Below are 16,670 nucleotides of genomic sequence, written 5' to 3' on the forward strand. Positions count from 1 at the left end.
TAAGATTACATAATGAAGAAACATTTATTTTATACATTTTTACTGCTGTTTGTCGTGATAGTAGTTATTACATTACTTGGTATTGCAAATGTGTTGCACATAAAAGTAGAATATCTTACGCCATTAGTTACTATAGTTCTTGCAGGGGTAGGAGGAGCTGTTATAGGAATATACAAAAAGGTTGATTTTTTTGAAGAGGAAGAAAAGAAAACCATTCCTATAGAAGAAACATATAATAATATTGATGAACCTACTACCAAAGCTAAAGCCAATACATTAAGTGAAAAGCGAATAGATATCAGTTCGATATATGAAAATCCTACAGATATTACAATGGAAGAATACTTCCTTGCAATTAAGCAATTAGATGGGAGATTCAATGAACTAAGACGTTTTTCTAAGAGTCTTAATGGAGTAGAGGTTAATTGGAAGGGTTTTATTCAGGATGTATCTGAATTTAAATTGCATACATACGAATGTATACATATATCTATTAAGCTACCAGAAGATCTTTTCGCAGATTCAGCATTAATAATACTAGGCATGGAACATAGAACAGATGCTTTCTCATGTCATAAGGGTGATTTTATAAATGTGAAAGGAGTTTTAGATTTAAGTAGTGGAATAAGACCTACAATTAAGGCATCTACGTTTAACGTTATTAATTGTAAGAAGTAATTGAACATAACAAAAACTGATAATCGATAACAAACAAATATATGATAAAACTTCTTAATAAAAAACTTAGGAGAAAATATGAAAACACTAGAACAAGGGCAACTAGCTCCAAATTTTAAATTAGAAAATCAAAATAATGAAGAAGTATCTTTAAGCGACTTTAAAGGTAAAAAGAATGTCTTAATCTACTTTTACCCAAAAGCGATGACTCCAGGTTGCACTACTCAATCTATAGGTCTAAGTAGCATTAGCGACAAATTAACAGAGCTTGATACTGTGGTTCTTGGTATTAGCCCAGACGCTCCAAAACGCCTCAAGAAATTTGAAGAACGAGATAGCCTAACAATACAACTTCTAAGTGATGAAGATCACAAAGTTGCTGAGCAATTTGGTGTTTGGGGTGAGAAGAAGTTTATGGGCAAAGTATATGATGGTATCCATAGAATTAGCTTCTTTATAGACAAAGATGGCAAGATCAATCATGTCTTTAATAAGTTTAAAACAAAAGATCATCATGAGATTGTCTTAGAGTATATTGAGAATTATAAGAATTCATAATTTTAATTCCCCTTTGGTACGAAGGGGTGGCAGTCGAAGACTGACGGGGTAGTACTTTTGACTAGTGTCCCTCCTTTAGTCTAGAGGAGGTTAGGAGGAGTCTATAAAAACTCTCTCCCATCCTCTCTCTTAATAAAAGAGAGGTGACCACACCCCGCCAACAAGTTGGCACCCCTCTCAAGAGGGGAATGAGATAGTTTTAAAAAGACAATGGATACTACGGTCACACTTCGACTCCGTGGTTACTGAGCGTAGTCGAATGTACTCAGTGACCGAGTAGTATGACTAATAATTTTATATGTAGTGACAGATCATTGATCTGTCAACTATTTAGAAGACAGCACACTGTGCTGTCACTACAGTAAATTTTAAAATATAGCTGATGATGAAAAATCACCACAAGAGGAAAAATGCAACAAACCATAACAAAAATTATCGTCAATGGTATAGTTCAAGGGGTTGGATTTCGCCCTTTTATCTATCGCCTTGCCAAAGATATGGATTTGTGTGGCTCGGTGCAAAATACTCCTAATGGTGTTGAAATCATTCTACAATGTGATGAATCTATCGCGGATAGTTTTATAACTAATATGCAGGCAAAACTACCTCCACTAGCTAGTATAGAAACTATTGAAAAAACTATTTTCCAAACTGAAACAAAATTTACAGATTTTAAAATATTAGAGACTCTACAAGGTAGCTCTACGACTAAAATTCCAGCTGATACAGCTATTTGTAATTTGTGTCTAGATGATATTTTTAACCCACAAAGTCGCTACTATCTATATCCATATACTAGCTGTACGCATTGTGGTCCTCGATTTAGTACAATACAAAGCCTACCTTATGATAGAGATAAAACGACTTATAAAGATTTCCCATTATGTGATGATTGTATAGCTAGCTATACAAACCCACTAGATAGACATTATCATGCTCAAACCGTTGCATGCTTTAAATGTGGGCCAAAACTATCACACTCTTTTGCAGAGATATCCCAGGCGATCAGAGCTGGTAAAATCATCGCCATAAAAAGTCAAAATGGTTTTAAATTAGCTGTAGATGCTACAAATACTCAAGCAGTCGAAGAATTGCGTAGAAGAAAGCATCGCCCTAATAAACCATTTGCTTTAATGGCGCTAAACACCCAAAGTATACAAAAGCATTTTGCAGAAGTTACCACACAACAATCTGAGTTACTAAACTCTACTGCTAGACCAATAGTTTTACTTAAAAGAAATGCTATGAACAATCTTAGTAAGGCCATTGCACCTAATATAAATCAGCTTGGTTTTATGCTACCAACAACTGGCTCTGATTATATCCTTTTTTATCATTTATTAAACCAACCTCAGGGAGCTAGCTGGCTTAAAGAATCTCACAATTTAGCTTTGATAGTCACTAGTGCAAATATCTCTGGTGAAAGCATTATAGCGGATAATAATGAAGCTCACGAAAAACTTAAAGATATTGCTGATCTAATAGTTACAGATAATCGTGATATTGCGATAAAAAGTGATGATAGCGTCTTTCATACTGTGATAGGTAAAAATCTACCTATTAGAAGATCCAGAGGCCTTGTACCACAATCAATACCGTTATCTGAAAGCTTGCCAAACATATTAGCTACAGGAACATTTTTAAAGAATACTTTTTGCTTTATCAAAGATAATCAAGCTTTTGTGTCGCAACATATCGGTGATATGGATAGCCAAGCGAATATAGAATTTTTTGAGCATTCTTTAGAGCATTTCCAAAATATGTTTGGACTTAAGTTTAATGGTGTTGCTTGTGATTTACACCCTGATATTTATACTACGCATTTTGCGCAAAAGTTTAATCTACCGATTTATCAGATTCAACATCATCAAGCTCACCTAACAGCTATAATTGCTGAGCATAATTTAGAAGGTCACGCTATAGGCTTGGTACTAGATGGTTTTGGTTTAGGTGAAGATGGTTTAGCTCGAGGTGGTGAACTTTATCATTGTGATATTGATAATTTAGAGTTTAATCGAGTTGGTGAGTTAGACCCTATTGACTATATTGGTGGCGACAAAGTTGCCAAAGAGCCTTGGCGTATGGCTTTAGCATTATGTCATAAATACGATCTTGAGATACCTAATCATCTTAAGGAATTTTCACAAGCTGAAAATCTTATTAAACTTTTACAAAATGACTCATTACCAAAAGGTAAAACTACTAGTATGGGCAGGCTCTTTGACGCTATCTCAAGCATACTTAATATTTGCCACATAAATAGCTATGAAGCTCAGGGTGCAACGGAGTTAGAGTCATTAGCTAATCAAATAATCATTGAAAAAGATCTATTTAAAATATCTGATGATAATAGCTTAGTTTTAGAAAAATTATTTAAAGCTCTTATTAAATCTAGTGATAAATCTATAGCTAGTAGTTTATGGCATGGAAGCCTAGCTTATGCTTTAGTAGAGTGGGCTAGTAAATCAGCTCAAGAGAAGAATATAAAAACAATAATACTCAGTGGTGGCTGTTTTCAAAATAAGCTACTACTAACTGAGGTTTACACTCAACTTAAAAGCATGAGTTTTGATGTATATATCTCAGAAAAAGTACCACTAAATGATGGTGGTATAAGTCTTGGACAAGCTTGGCTTGGTGCCAAAAAATTTAAAAAAGGTGAAGTAAAATGTGTTTAGCAATACCTGCAGAAATTGTAGAAATAAAACCAGAAAATCAAGCAGTAGCAAATGTTGGCGGAGTCAAAAAAGAAGTCTCTCTAGCACTACTTGCTGATAGTGTTGAGATCGGCGATTTTGTAATAATCCATGTTGGCTTTGCATTAAGCAAATTAGACAAAGAAATGGCCCAGCAGACTCTCAAAGATTTTGAAGAAATGTTACAATATAAGTAAGGGGTGATGTTATGGATTACATACAAGAGTTTAGGGCCCCGAAAGTTGCAAAAAGTCTTTTACGACAAATCGCTAAAGAAGTTGACCCTAATAGACAATACAATCTGATGGAGTTCTGCGGTGGGCATACACACGCCTTGCACCGTTATGGTATTCCTAGTCTATTACCTGCAAATGTCAAAATGATACATGGGCCAGGTTGTCCTGTTTGTGTACTACCGATTAAAAGAGTTGATCAAGCAATATTTTTAGCATCACAAAAAGATGTAATATTTTGTAGTTATGCCGATATGCTTCGCGTCCCAGGATCTCACCAAGATAATCTAATCAAAGCTAAAGCGCGTGGTGCTGATGTGCGCATGATCTACTCAGTAGAAGATGCTCTAAAATTAGCTGAAGAGAATCCTAATAAAAAGATTATATTCTTTGCTATTGGTTTTGAGACAACTACGCCCCCAACTGCTGTAGCTATACAACTCGCGATAGCTAAAAAATTAGATAATTTTTTAATATTTTGTAATCATGTACTTACACCTATAGCTATGCAAGCTATCCTATCTGAAGATGTTAAGATCGATGGCTTTTTAGGTCCATCTCATGTTAGTGTAATTATCGGTAGTAATGCTTATGATAAGGTAACTAAAGAATATCAAAAACCAATGGTTGTCGCAGGTTTTGAACCTTTAGATGTACTGCAATCTGTACTAATGCTTATCAAGATGATAAATGCTGGTAAAACTGGTGTAGAAAACCAGTATACAAGGGCTGTAGTGCCAAATGGTAACCAACTTGCTCAAGATTTAATATCTCAATACCTAACAATTAGAGATACTTTTGAATGGCGCGGACTTGGATATATTCCAAATAGTGCTTTAGAAATAAAAGAAGAATATGCAAACTTTGATGCTGAAAAATACTATCAAATACCCGAGGTGCAAGGGCTAGAGCATAAGCAATGTGCTTGCCCTGATATTTTAAGAGGCCTAAAAGAGCCAAAAGATTGTAAGTTATTTGGTGTAGTTTGTACTCCTGAGCAACCTATGGGAGCTTGTATGGTTTCATCTGAAGGTGCCTGTGCGGCACATTACCAATACGGAGACTAAAATGACTGTGAAATTAAATATCAAAAATGGTGTTGTTGATCTAGCGATGGGAGCTGGTGGTAAAGCTATGCATCATTTAATAGAGCAGATGATTAAAAAAAGTTTTGATAGTCAATATTTAGCTCAAGCAGAAGATCAAGCTGTACTACCGCAAATAAATGGTAAGATTGCGATGACTACAGATAGCTATGTAATTACACCGTATTTTTTCAGTGGTGGTAATATTGGCAGCCTTGCAATTCATGGTACAGTTAATGATCTAGTGGTTGGTGGCGCTAAACCATTATATATATCTGTAGGACTTATTTTGGAAGAAGGTCTTCCTCTTAAAGATCTAAAAATAATCTTAGACTCTATGGCAGAGGCTGCTAAAAAAGCTAATGTCCAAATTGTAACTGGTGATACTAAAGTTGTAGAAAAAGGTAAAGGTGATGGTATCTTTATCAATACAACGGGAGTTGGTGTAATTCATGATGATTTTGTCACTAGAGATATTCTTAAAGATGGTGATGAGATTATCATAAATGGCTCTCTAGGTGATCATGGTGTCGCAGTGATGTCACAACGAGCTGGTCTAGATTTCCAATGCCAAGTAGTAAGTGATGCAACATCTCTAGATGATTTAGTCGAATCAATTTATAAAAATAACTGTAAAGTAAAAACTATGCGTGATCCTACTCGTGGAGGAGTTGGCGCAACACTTAATGAATGGGCAAACCAACACAGTGTAGCTATTGAAATAGATGAGGCAAAACTTCCGATATCAACTGAAGTTCAATCAGCCTGTGAGCTACTTGGTTTAGATCCATTGTATATCGCCAATGAAGGCAAAGTTTTAATCGCTTGTAAGCCTAGTCAAACTCAAAAGGTTTTAGACTGCTTAAGGGGTCATCCATTAGGAGAAAATGCCCAAGTGATAGCAACCGTAAGAAAAAGTGAACAGCCACATGTATTTATGAAAACCACATTTGGTGGTAAAAGACGCGTGGACTGGTTAAGTGGTGAGCAATTACCAAGAATATGTTAAGGAGAGTAACATGAGTCAGTTTTATTTCTTAAAACATGATGATCTAGATAGGATGATTTCTTACTTCTCAGGGCAAGGCTATGAAGTTATGGCGCCAGCAGTTAGAGATAAATCTATTGTTTATGACAATATAAATAATGCAAGTGAACTTCCATGGGGCTATGAAGATATACAAGAGCCTGCAAAATATGAAGTCATCAAAACAGATGCAAAAAAAGCTTTTGGTTGGAGCGTACCTGTTCAATCTGTTAAGCCGATGCTTTTTGAAGAGAAAGAAACACTCTGGAGAGTTTCACGTGATGAGAATGGTAAGCTAACATTCAATCAAAGTTTAAATAATAAAAAATATGCTGTACTAGGTGTTAGACCTTGTGATCTAAGAGCTATTGAAATTCAAGATAGAGTATTTGTTGAAAATGCCTATCAAGATGTACGCTATAAAGCTAGAAGAGAAGCTATGTTTATCGTAGCTGCAAACTGTACTACAGCACATAGTAACTGTTTCTGCATCGCTCTAGGTGATAAGCCAGAAGCTGACAAAGGTTTTGATTTAGCTATGACAGAGATTGATCATGGTTTTGTTATCGAGACTGGTAGTGATAAAGGTAGACAAGTAATATTAGCACTACAGTTAGAGCCAGCAACAGGTGCTCAAACATATCAAGCTGAACAAAAAGTAAAAGCTGTGTATGGTATGCAAGAGAAAACTCTACCGCCAATAGCTCAAGTAGAAAAAGCCCTAACTAGCTCATATGATCATCCACAGTGGGAAGATGTTGCAGAGAGATGTCTATCTTGTGGTAGCTGTACGCAGTCATGCCCTACTTGCTTCTGCCATACAGAAAAAGAGCAGCCGAGCTTAGATGGTAAAGAAAGTGAGCATACGCGTGAATGGGACTCATGCTTTGGATTAGATCATAGCTACACTCATGGTGAACTATACCGTGAAGAGCCAAAACACAGATATCGCCAATGGCTAACTCACAAGTTTGGTACTTGGAGAGAGCAGTTTAAAACTAAAGGCTGTGTTGGTTGTGGTCGTTGTGTCACATGGTGCCCTGTAAAAATTGATGTTACAGAAGAAATTAACGCTATTTGTGAGGAGAAATAATTATGATATACCCACAAGATGCTTATTTACCTCATGAAGCTGAGATAATTGAGTTTATCCAAGATGATCATGATATTTTTACCCTGCGTTTACGCTTTGTAGATGAAGAGTTACGCAAAAATTATAAGTTTCACCCTGGTCAGTTTAATATGCTGTATCTATATGGTGTTGGAGAGGTAGCTATATCTATTGTTAATGATAGAAATTTTGCTGATGATATCTTTGAGCATACTATCCAAGTAGTTGGACGTATAACTAAAGGTATGAACAAGCTAAAAACTGGTGAAACTATCGGTGTCAGAGGTCCTTTTGGTAGCTCTTGGCCAGTAGAACAAGCTAAAGGTAAAGATGTTGTAATCATGACCGGAGGCCTTGGTAATGCTCCTCTAGTTGCAGCAACAGAAGAGATTATGAAAGATAGAGATAGCTATGGCAAAGTGTATGTCGTACAAGGTATTCGTGATACTTCTGGACTTATTTACCAAGATAAATATACAAACTGGAATAACCAGCCAAATACACAAGTACTTCTAGCCGCCACAGCTGGCGAGCCTCATGGTCCATGGAAGTGGTATGATGGTTTTGTAACTGCAGCAATTCCAGATTTAGACATTGATTATGCAAATACTTATGTAATGAGTGTTGGCCCTGAGATTATGATGAAAAATGTTGCTAAAGAGTTTGCTAAAGTTGGTGTACCAGAGGAGCAAATATTTGTCAGCTTAGAGCGTAGCATGAAATGTGCTATCGGACACTGTGGTCATTGCCAAATGGGTAAAGAGTTTGTCTGTAAGGATGGTGCTGTATACGCTTATCCAGCTGTTAAGAAACTATTAGAAATAAAAGGAGTATAATTATGTCCGCTCAAGATAAATTAAAAAATTTAGCTCCTCGCCCTAAAATAGCCGTGCATAAGTTTAGCTCATGCGATGGTTGTCAGCTAGCACTAATTAACGATGCTGTATCACTTCTTACCCTTGCAGAGATGGTTGATATTGTTCACTTTGCCGAAGCTGGTCCTTTAGATGAATTTGCTGAAGTAGATATTGCATTTATCGAAGGTAGTGTAAACACTCATCATGATATTCATCGTTTAGAAAAAATCAGAGAAAAAGCAAAATATGTAATATCTATAGGTGCTTGTGCAGTAGCTGGAGGTATCCAGGCTCTAAGAAACTTCACAAATGATGCTGAACTTCTAGAATGGCAAAAAGCTGTTTACCCGCAAGAGACTCAAGTAATCATAGATGAAGATCTACCAACAGCAAAAGCTATCAAAGAATATGTAAATGTTGATTTTGAGATATCTGGTTGCCCTATAACTACAGAGCAAATACTTAAAGCTATTCGTCAGCTACTCTTTGGTGTAGAACCTGAGAAAGTTGTTGACCCTGTTTGTACAACTTGTAAGCATGCTGGTGTTACTTGTGTAATGGTAGCTAAAGGTGAGCCATGTTTAGGCCCTGTAATTGCAGATGGTTGTGGTGCAATATGTCCAAAACTAGGGCGTGGTTGCTATGGCTGCTTTGGTGCATCAAAATATGCAAACTTAGATGCAATGACACGTAAACTAAAAGAGTTAGGCTTATCAGATAAACAGATTCATGATAAATATAGATTTATCAGTAGCCAAGATGATGTATTTAAAAAGGCTGGAGTATAGTTATGAGTAGAGAAACAGTTATAGAAGTACCTATTTTAGCCCGTGTTGAAGGTGAAGGTGCTTTAGATTTAAGAATTAAAGATGGCAAAATAGATAAATGTGATCTAAGAATCTATGAGCCTCCACGTTACTTTGAGAAATTCCTCGAAGGTAGAGAGCCAAATGCTATTATTGATGCTGTAGCACGTATTTGTGGTATTTGCCCTCTGGCATATCAAGCAGGCTTCTCAAGAGCTTATGAAACTGCTTTTGATATTACTAGAACTCAGTGGATAGATGATATGCGTCTATTGATGTTTTTAGGTGAGTGGATAGAGTCACACTATTTACATGTGCACTTATTAGCGGCACCTGATTTTTTAGGCTATAGATCAGCTATCGAGATGGCAAAAGATTATCCTAAAGAAGTTGTACGTGGTGTTAAACTACAACATCTAGGTAATGATATTCTTAAACTACTAGGTGGTAGATCTGTTCATCCTAATGGTATGAAAGTTGGTGGATTCTACAAAGCTCCTTTAGTTAAAGAAGTCCATGCATTAATCCCTAAACTGAAAGATGCTCTAAAAGAAGCTAAAGATGTAATTCAGTGGGTATCGACACTATCATTCCCAGATACAACTATTCCATTTAAGATGGTAAGTTTATCCCACCCTACTGAATACCCTGTGTTTGGCGATGATGTAATCACTAGTGATGGTGAAAAATTCCATATTAGTGAATATGATGATCATTTTAGAGAGTTTCATGCTGTGCAATCTACAGCTCTTCACTCTACAACTGTTGATGGTCAGCCTATACTTTTAGGCCCTCTTTCTAGGATCAACCTAAACTTTGACAAACTACCTAAACATATTCAACAGATGGCTCATGCTACTGGTGTTAAATGGCCTAGTAGAAATATGTTCCATTCAGTAGTTGCTAGAGCTATTGAGGGATATTGGGCTATCGAAAGAGCATTGCAAGTTTGTGAGAACTACTCATATTCAGATACTCCATGTGTTGACTATACAGTTAAAGCTGCTGATGCTTGGGGTGCTGTAGAAGCTCCTCGTGGCATTCAGATAGATCATATCAAGGTTAATGATCAAGGCTTAGCTGAGAAAATCAGAATCTCAGCACCTACATCACAAAACCTACCTTGTATAGAAGCTGACTTACGCATGGCTCTAGAAAACTTTGGTTTAGATAAACCAGAGGATGATATAAGACTACATGCAGAGATGGTTATTCGTAACTATGATCCTTGTATATCTTGTTCTGCGCATTTCTTAACTTTGAATATTGATAGAGATTAAATAATGATTTATTGTAGTGACAGCACAATGTGCTGTCTATCTGTAATTATACTAAATAACTGGCAGATCAATGATCTGCCACTACATAAAAATTAGCTTAATAATTTGCTCTGTTAAAGTTATTAAGATTTATAAGTTTATATTATAATCAATCTAACTTTTTAACGACAAAATACATTAGTAAATTATTGATTTAATACCTACAGTCATTCCCACGTAGGTGGGAATCTCTAGAATATTCAAAAGATCCCCGTGTCAAGCACGAGGATGACAATGATTTTATGTATGAGCTTCTGTAATTATTAAACTATATCAAATACAAGGATAATATCATGAGAAAAAATATAACCATTTTCTCTTTACTAATCTTAGCATTACTATTATTTCTAGCAGCTCAAGATCTCAAAATGCTTAGTATGATTGGTATTGCCTTTATGCTGGGCCTGAGACATGGTTTTGATGCAGATCATATAGTAGCTATAGATAATGTAACTAGACAACTAATAACTCAAAATAGAGCTAGTTTTAAAACTGGATTGTTTTTTGCCCTAGGTCATTCAACAATTGTCTTTTTGCTTACTCTACTAATAATTATCGGCTTTAGCTTTACAAGTATCGAAAAAACTAGCGCTTTGGATATTGGCGCATTTTTTGGAACTATTATATCAGCCATATTTCTCCTGCTAACAGGAACAATGAGTCTTATATCTCTAAAGAATCTCCTAAAAAATAATAATTATTCTGCACATGATCACACGTCAAATTCAATATTAACAAAGTTTTTTAGACCTTTAATAAAGGTGATAGATAGACCATATAAAATGTATTTTGTTGGCTTTCTATTTGGTTTAGGTTTTGATACTGCTACTGAGATTGCTCTTTTAGGTATGGCTGCTGCTAATGTGCTAAATGGCTTATCTATTTGGTATGTTATGTTACTACCTTTCTCATTTGCTCTTGGTATGATTATAGTTGATTCTATCGATGCTGGATTAATGTCAAAAGTTTTGAAGATAAATACAAAAGAACAAAGATTTTATCGTTATAACATTATAATATTATCTATTGTAGTAGCTGCTGCTTATATTATCGCATTAGTTGAACTACTAGGGTTGCTAAATACAAATATAACAATAGTTAATCTAATTACAGACTTTATCGGTAACAATTCTCCTATTATTGGATTTAGCTTAGTTGCTATCTTCTGTATGTTTTTTATGTTTAAATTTGCAAATAATTATTCAAAAAGAAAATAATCAAACTTAAAATAACCCCGTCATGCTGAATTCATTTCAGCATCTCACGACAAGTATAAATCATATTGAGATCCTGAAACAACTTCAGGATGACTTATACATAAAAGGTAAAAAATGAAACAAAAAACTCTAATACTTGGCATTGGCTCTCCGTTTGCAGATGATCAATTTGGTTGGTTTGTCGCAGATAAACTTGCTGAAATTGTAAAAGAAAAAAATATCCAAAATGTAATTGTAGAAAGTGCTGACAGACCTGGATTAAACTTACTGACTTATTTAGATAATAACTACGACAAAGTTATTCTTATAGATGCTGTATATGCCAAAGTTACACCCGGGACAGAGTTCTACTTTAAAGCAAAAGATATTCTAAGTTTTGGAGGTTTTTTATCTTCACATAGTGTTGGCGTTGCTCCATCTTTAGCATTAGCTGATGCTATTGGAATGGATATTAGTAATGTTGAGTTTTATGGTGTAGAGGGTCAAAGAATCTTTGAAAAAGATGAGATACTTTCTGATATTGTAAAGGATGCTATAGATACAACAATAAAAAAAATCCTAAACGAAATTAGAATCTCTTTTTGATTCTTCAATTAAAGATGCATTATTTAAAGTCGTATTTGCAATCCCTTCTAAAGCTTCTTTTGTTAAAAATGCCTGATGAGCTGTTATTAAAACATTAGGAAAAAGTTAATAACCTTCCAAAAATATCATCTTTAATAATCTCACTAGACATATCTTTGAAAAATAAATCTTTTTCATACTCATATACATCAATAGCCAATCCAGCTATTGATTTTGATTTTAACGCTTTAATAATTGCTTGAGTATCAACTAAAGCACCACGGCTAGTGTTTATAATAAAAGCCGAAGATTTTATTATATCTAAAGCATGTTCATCAATAATGTATTTAGTATCATCATTTAATGGACAGTGAAGACTTATAATATCAGCTTTTTCAAATAACTCCTTCTTATCATCAACCAAACTTATATAACGTGGGCTTTTCTTCTTATCAACATATGGATCATAGACTAATATTTGTCCCCCAAAACCAGAGCAAATTTGTGCAAATGCTTGTCCAATATTACCAAAACCTATTATACCTATTGTCTTTTTGTGAATATCAAAGCCTTCTAACCCTTCTATATTAAAATTACTCTCACGAACTCTATTATATGCTTTATGAATTTTACGGTTTAAGCATAATAGGAGTGCTAATGTATGCTCAGCTACAGAAAAGGGTGAATATGCTGGGACTCTGGCAACCTGTATACCTAGCTTTTTTGCATAATTAATATCTACATTATTAAACCCTGCACATCTAAGTAAAATGGCCTTAATACCCAAACTATATAGTTTATCTATAATATCAGCATCACAAACGTCATTAACAAATATACAAACAGCATCGTAGCCTTTAGCTATATTTGCCGTTTGTTTACTCAAACAAAATTCAACAAACTCTAAAGAATGCTTATTCTTTAGAGCTGTAAAATAGTCTTTATCATATTTTTTGTAGAATAAAAAAGTATTTTCATAAAGAGATTCTCCCTTGATTTATATAAAGAATTCTATAAAAGTTAAAACAGGAGCTAAAATTATTAATAATTTTATAAGTAAGTTTAGATATTTTTGAAATTAGTCTACAGAAATCTTTTTATATTTAATCTTCGTAATAGCATCATACTTGTCACCAAGACGGCGTTTCTTATCTTCGATATAAGCATCATAGTTACCTTCAAACCAAATCACTTCACTGTTACCCTCAAAAGCAAGCATATGTGTAGCAACACGGTTTAAGAACCATCTATCATGCGAGATAACCATAATACATCCAGGGAAAGCTAAGATAGCCTCCTCAAGTGCTCTTAAAGTCTCGACATCTAGATCGTTTGTAGGTTCATCAAGTAGGATAACGTTACCACCACTTCTAAGTAGTTTAGCAAGATGAACACGATTTCTCTCACCTCCAGATAACTGAGAAATATATTTCTGCTGATCTGCACCTTTGAAATTAAATCTACCTACGTACTGACGTGATGGAATTGTATATTTACCAACAGTGATTACATCTAAGCCATCTGCAATCTCTTCCCAAACTGTTTTATTATCATCTAGAGCATCACGAGATTGATCTACATAAGCTAAATGAACTGTTTCACCAAGCTCTATATTACCACTATCAGGTGTCTCTTGACCTGTTATCATTTTAAAATAAGTTGATTTACCAGCACCGTTAGCACCAATTATACCAACGATAGAACCTGCGGGAACTTCCATATTTAGATGATCGATAAGCAATCTATCATCAAATGATTTAACGATATCATTAACCTTGATTACATTTTTTCCAAGTCTTTCTCCTGGTGGAATATATAACTCTTGAGTTTCATTACGTTTTTGGAACTCTTGTGAACTTAACTCATCAAACTTAGCAAGTCTTGCTTTTGATTTTGCTTGACGACCTTTAGCATTTTGACGAACCCATTCTAATTCATGCTGTAAAGCCTTACGATGAGCAGTTTCACGTTTTTCTTCCATTTCTAAACGCTTCTCTTTTTGCTCTAACCACTCAGTATAGTTACCTTTGAAAGGAATGCCCTCGCCACGATCAAGCTCTAGAATCCACTCAGCAACATTATCTAAGAAATATCTATCATGCGTAACAGCTACAACAGTTCCTTTATACTCTGCTAAGAATTTCTCAAGCCAAGCAACAGATTCAGCATCAAGATGGTTAGTAGGTTCATCTAAAAGTAAAATATCAGGAGCTGATAATAATAATTTACATAAAGCAACACGACGTGCCTCACCACCAGATAGTTTAGTAACATCAGTATCCCAAGCTGGTAGACGAAGTGCCTCTGCAGCAACTTCTAATTTACGCTCTATTTCCCATGCTCCAGCAGCATCTATAGCATTTTGTAACTCGCCTTGTTCTTCAAGAAGTTTCGCCATCTCATCATCAGACATTGGCTCACAGAATTTCATACTGATTTCATCAAATCTAGTAAGCATGTCTTTTAAGTGAGAAAGAGCTTCTTCAACGTTACCACGCACATCTTTAGTTTCATCTAATTTTGGTTCTTGTGGTAAATAACCTATTTTGACACCTTTACGCGGAGCTGCTTCACCAACAATCTCAGTATCAAGACCAGCCATAATTTTAAGTAGCGTTGATTTACCAGAACCATTAAGACCTAGTACACCAATTTTTGCACCATCAAAAAAAGATAAAGAAATATCTTTTAGGATATATTTGTTAGGTGGTACAACTTTACCAACCCTATGCATTGAGTATATATATTTTTCAGCCATGAAAATTATTTTTGAAATTTTAAGATATGGAAATTATAGCAGATTGATTATAAAAACATAAAATTCTATATGATATATTCTTGCACCTTTACGGTAAGTTATTGTAATACCAATGTTTAATCATTAGACCTCTTGCGAAATACTAATTATTCACCATATATATAGAAAGATTGCTTAAGAGATCCATAAAAGTGCAAATAAGCTACGCAATATTGTCAAAGAAAGCCAGAATATTTAGAAAACTAACAGGTTTAAAACTAAAACATTTCAATAAAATCTTAACCGATGCCTCAAAATCCTTAGATGAAGGATTTCCAAGGATTGGCAGAAAGCCAAAAGTTGATAATCATGCAGATAGATTATTGTTAGTTTTAATATATTATCGTTGCTATATGACACAAGAATTTTTAGGCTACTTGATAGGATTAGATGAATCAAATGTAAATCGCCTAATTAGACGAGTAGAGTTACTACTAGTTAAAGAAATACATATAAAAAAAGATAGAAGCATGACTAATCAAAAAGTAGAAAGACTTTTAATAGATGCAACAGAACAGCCAATCCAGAGACCTAAGAAATTAAAACGAAGAAAGGCTAACTATTCAGGGAAGAAAAAAAGCCATACACAGAAAGTAGAAATAGCTATCAGTGAAGCAGGTCAAATAGTTAATGTTTCGAAGGTTTATCCAGGCAGTGTTCATGATATAACTGTTCGCAGAAAATCAGATAAATTAGCTCGTGATGTTGATAAATATTGTGACAATGGCTACCAAGGTATTCAAAATGAATCTACTAAAGTAAAACTCCCCTATAAAAAGCCCAAAGGAGGTTCTTTAAGTATAGAGCAGAAGAATTATAATAAATGGCTTAGTAAGATTAGGATTTATGTTGAGCATAAAATTGCAGAAATTAAAAAGTTTCGTATACTGGGTGAAACCTATAGAAGTTTTGGTAAAAAAGCTAATCTTAGGTTTAATTTAGTGGCTGGAATAGTTAATTTACAAAACGGATTCTAAAAAGAAAATACCTACTTAGAAATAAAATGCCTCTGAAGTAGTATTTCGCAAGAGGTCTATTCTTCAAATTCATAAGTAAGAGACATAAACTAAAAACACTGTCATCCTCGTACTTGACACGGGGATCTCCTAACGACTTGAGAGATTCCCGCCTACGCGGGAATGACCGCAGGTATTAACTTTTACAGCTTAAGAAAATAAAATTATGAAAAAAAAATCTAAGCAGTAAAAGTACTATAATGAATGTGAGACAAAAGCTTTTTAATGTAAATGTGGGTCTTTTATTTGAAAGATAACTAGGACAATAACATCCAGATAATCTTTTATTGTAGTTTTGAATAGATTCACCAGCTTTCATTTTATAAGGATCACCATAACTATCTTTATATAAAAATTTTACTGTTTTATCATACAAATCTATAAGAGGTTGAAATATAACAAATAATAGAGGTAAAAAAATTAAAAATAAAACTCCTAAAATAATATATAAAGCTGTCACATTATTATCTATGCTTACTTCTCATAACCAATATACTCGATAGAATCATCAACCACTTCAAATTTAAATATCACTAACTTAAATCTAAAGAGAAACATACCTTGAGTAATATTATCTTCTTTAACCCTTCTAATAATTTCTTCCTCTAGAGATTCATCAGTATATCTACATAAATCAAACATACTTGTAAAATCTGAGTATAATTTTTCAAAATTTAGCGTTTTCATAACTAACCTACTACATCCT

Annotated in this window: 16 protein-coding genes; 13 read left to right on the forward strand and 3 right to left on the reverse strand. The window is 34.5% G+C overall.

Features of this window, described 5'->3' with window-relative positions; all coding sequences use genetic code 11:
* Positions 1-12 precede the first annotated feature (12 nt).
* The 12 genes from F7310_RS10185 to F7310_RS10240 all read left to right on the forward strand — a co-directional run bounded on the left by F7310_RS10185 (position 13) and on the right by F7310_RS10240 (position 12,172).
* Positions 13-678: a hypothetical protein gene (locus F7310_RS10185; RefSeq protein WP_072713460.1), complete on the forward strand. Its 666-nt coding sequence runs from the start codon at positions 13-15 to the stop codon at positions 676-678.
* A gap of 78 nt (positions 679-756) precedes the next feature.
* Complete coding sequence (gene bcp, locus F7310_RS10190) at positions 757-1,236, forward strand: thioredoxin-dependent thiol peroxidase (protein WP_072713461.1); 480 nt, start codon at positions 757-759, stop codon at positions 1,234-1,236.
* 410 nt (positions 1,237-1,646) lie between these two features.
* Positions 1,647-3,914 carry a carbamoyltransferase HypF gene (gene hypF, locus F7310_RS10195; protein ID WP_072713462.1) on the forward strand — a complete coding sequence of 756 codons (2,268 nt, stop codon included), beginning with the start codon at positions 1,647-1,649 and terminating at the stop codon, positions 3,912-3,914.
* Complete coding sequence (locus tag F7310_RS10200) at positions 3,905-4,129, forward strand: HypC/HybG/HupF family hydrogenase formation chaperone (RefSeq protein ID WP_072713463.1); 225 nt, start codon at positions 3,905-3,907, stop codon at positions 4,127-4,129. Before hypF ends, F7310_RS10200 begins: the two co-directional genes overlap by 10 nt.
* An 11-nt stretch (positions 4,130-4,140) precedes the next feature.
* Complete coding sequence (gene hypD / locus F7310_RS10205) at positions 4,141-5,232, forward strand: hydrogenase formation protein HypD (protein WP_072713464.1); 1,092 nt, start codon at positions 4,141-4,143, stop codon at positions 5,230-5,232.
* A 1-nt stretch (position 5,233) separates the two neighbouring features.
* A complete protein-coding gene (gene hypE / locus F7310_RS10210) occupies positions 5,234-6,259 on the forward strand; it encodes a hydrogenase expression/formation protein HypE (RefSeq protein ID WP_072713465.1) in 1,026 nt (341 codons plus the stop codon).
* Between the two features lie 10 nt (positions 6,260-6,269).
* A complete protein-coding gene (locus F7310_RS10215) occupies positions 6,270-7,370 on the forward strand; it encodes a 4Fe-4S dicluster domain-containing protein (RefSeq protein WP_072713466.1) in 1,101 nt (366 codons plus the stop codon).
* Between the two features lie 2 nt (positions 7,371-7,372).
* Complete coding sequence (locus tag F7310_RS10220; RefSeq protein ID WP_072713467.1) at positions 7,373-8,224, forward strand: FAD/NAD(P)-binding protein; 852 nt, start codon at positions 7,373-7,375, stop codon at positions 8,222-8,224.
* A gap of 2 nt (positions 8,225-8,226) precedes the next feature.
* A complete protein-coding gene (locus F7310_RS10225; RefSeq protein ID WP_072713468.1) occupies positions 8,227-9,033 on the forward strand; it encodes an NADH-quinone oxidoreductase subunit B family protein in 807 nt (268 codons plus the stop codon).
* Positions 9,034-9,035: 2 nt separating this feature from the next.
* The gene (locus F7310_RS10230; RefSeq protein WP_072713469.1) at positions 9,036-10,331 is read left to right on the forward strand and encodes a Ni/Fe hydrogenase subunit alpha; all 1,296 of its coding nucleotides are present in this window, start codon (positions 9,036-9,038) and stop codon (positions 10,329-10,331) included.
* A 332-nt stretch (positions 10,332-10,663) separates the two neighbouring features.
* Entirely contained in the window at positions 10,664-11,587 is a 924-nt protein-coding gene (locus F7310_RS10235) for a HoxN/HupN/NixA family nickel/cobalt transporter (RefSeq protein WP_072713470.1), read from the forward strand.
* A gap of 114 nt (positions 11,588-11,701) precedes the next feature.
* Entirely contained in the window at positions 11,702-12,172 is a 471-nt protein-coding gene (locus F7310_RS10240) for a hydrogenase maturation protease (RefSeq protein WP_072713471.1), read from the forward strand.
* 94 nt (positions 12,173-12,266) lie between these two features.
* Here the strand turns inward: F7310_RS10240 and F7310_RS10245 are convergent, their stop codons facing one another.
* Both F7310_RS10245 and ettA read right to left on the reverse strand, forming a co-directional pair.
* The gene (locus F7310_RS10245; protein WP_236939908.1) at positions 12,267-13,148 is read right to left on the reverse strand and encodes a 2-hydroxyacid dehydrogenase; all 882 of its coding nucleotides are present in this window, start codon (positions 13,146-13,148) and stop codon (positions 12,267-12,269) included.
* Positions 13,149-13,229: 81 nt separating this feature from the next.
* Entirely contained in the window at positions 13,230-14,909 is a 1,680-nt protein-coding gene (ettA, locus tag F7310_RS10250; RefSeq protein ID WP_072713472.1) for an energy-dependent translational throttle protein EttA, read from the reverse strand.
* Between the two features lie 191 nt (positions 14,910-15,100).
* Here ettA and F7310_RS10255 point away from each other — a divergent pair, with 191 nt between their 5' ends.
* A complete protein-coding gene (locus F7310_RS10255) occupies positions 15,101-15,925 on the forward strand; it encodes a transposase family protein (protein WP_072711046.1) in 825 nt (274 codons plus the stop codon).
* Positions 15,926-16,438: 513 nt separating this feature from the next.
* Here the strand turns inward: F7310_RS10255 and F7310_RS10265 are convergent.
* Positions 16,439-16,651 carry a hypothetical protein gene (locus F7310_RS10265; protein ID WP_072713474.1) on the reverse strand — a complete coding sequence of 71 codons (213 nt, stop codon included), beginning with the start codon at positions 16,649-16,651 and terminating at the stop codon, positions 16,439-16,441.
* Positions 16,652-16,670: the final 19 nt, after the last annotated feature.

Source organism: Francisella uliginis, from assembly GCF_001895265.1.
In the GTDB taxonomy this organism is placed as follows: domain Bacteria; phylum Pseudomonadota; class Gammaproteobacteria; order Francisellales; family Francisellaceae; genus Francisella; species Francisella uliginis.

Coding starts and splice junctions, on each gene's coding strand:
- F7310_RS10230 (WP_072713469.1), top strand. CDS start 9,036: ATGAGTAGAGAAACAGTTATAGAAGTACCTATTTTAGCCCGTGTTGAA.
- hypD (WP_072713464.1), top strand. CDS start 4,141: ATGGATTACATACAAGAGTTTAGGGCCCCGAAAGTTGCAAAAAGTCTT.
- F7310_RS10240 (WP_072713471.1), top strand. CDS start 11,702: ATGAAACAAAAAACTCTAATACTTGGCATTGGCTCTCCGTTTGCAGAT.
- F7310_RS10235 (WP_072713470.1), top strand. CDS start 10,664: ATGAGAAAAAATATAACCATTTTCTCTTTACTAATCTTAGCATTACTA.
- ettA (WP_072713472.1), bottom strand. CDS start 14,909: ATGGCTGAAAAATATATATACTCAATGCATAGGGTTGGTAAAGTTGTA.
- F7310_RS10185 (WP_072713460.1), top strand. CDS start 13: ATGAAGAAACATTTATTTTATACATTTTTACTGCTGTTTGTCGTGATA.
- bcp (WP_072713461.1), top strand. CDS start 757: ATGAAAACACTAGAACAAGGGCAACTAGCTCCAAATTTTAAATTAGAA.
- F7310_RS10225 (WP_072713468.1), top strand. CDS start 8,227: ATGTCCGCTCAAGATAAATTAAAAAATTTAGCTCCTCGCCCTAAAATA.
- F7310_RS10220 (WP_072713467.1), top strand. CDS start 7,373: ATGATATACCCACAAGATGCTTATTTACCTCATGAAGCTGAGATAATT.
- hypF (WP_072713462.1), top strand. CDS start 1,647: ATGCAACAAACCATAACAAAAATTATCGTCAATGGTATAGTTCAAGGG.
- F7310_RS10265 (WP_072713474.1), bottom strand. CDS start 16,651: ATGAAAACGCTAAATTTTGAAAAATTATACTCAGATTTTACAAGTATG.
- F7310_RS10200 (WP_072713463.1), top strand. CDS start 3,905: ATGTGTTTAGCAATACCTGCAGAAATTGTAGAAATAAAACCAGAAAAT.
- F7310_RS10215 (WP_072713466.1), top strand. CDS start 6,270: ATGAGTCAGTTTTATTTCTTAAAACATGATGATCTAGATAGGATGATT.
- hypE (WP_072713465.1), top strand. CDS start 5,234: ATGACTGTGAAATTAAATATCAAAAATGGTGTTGTTGATCTAGCGATG.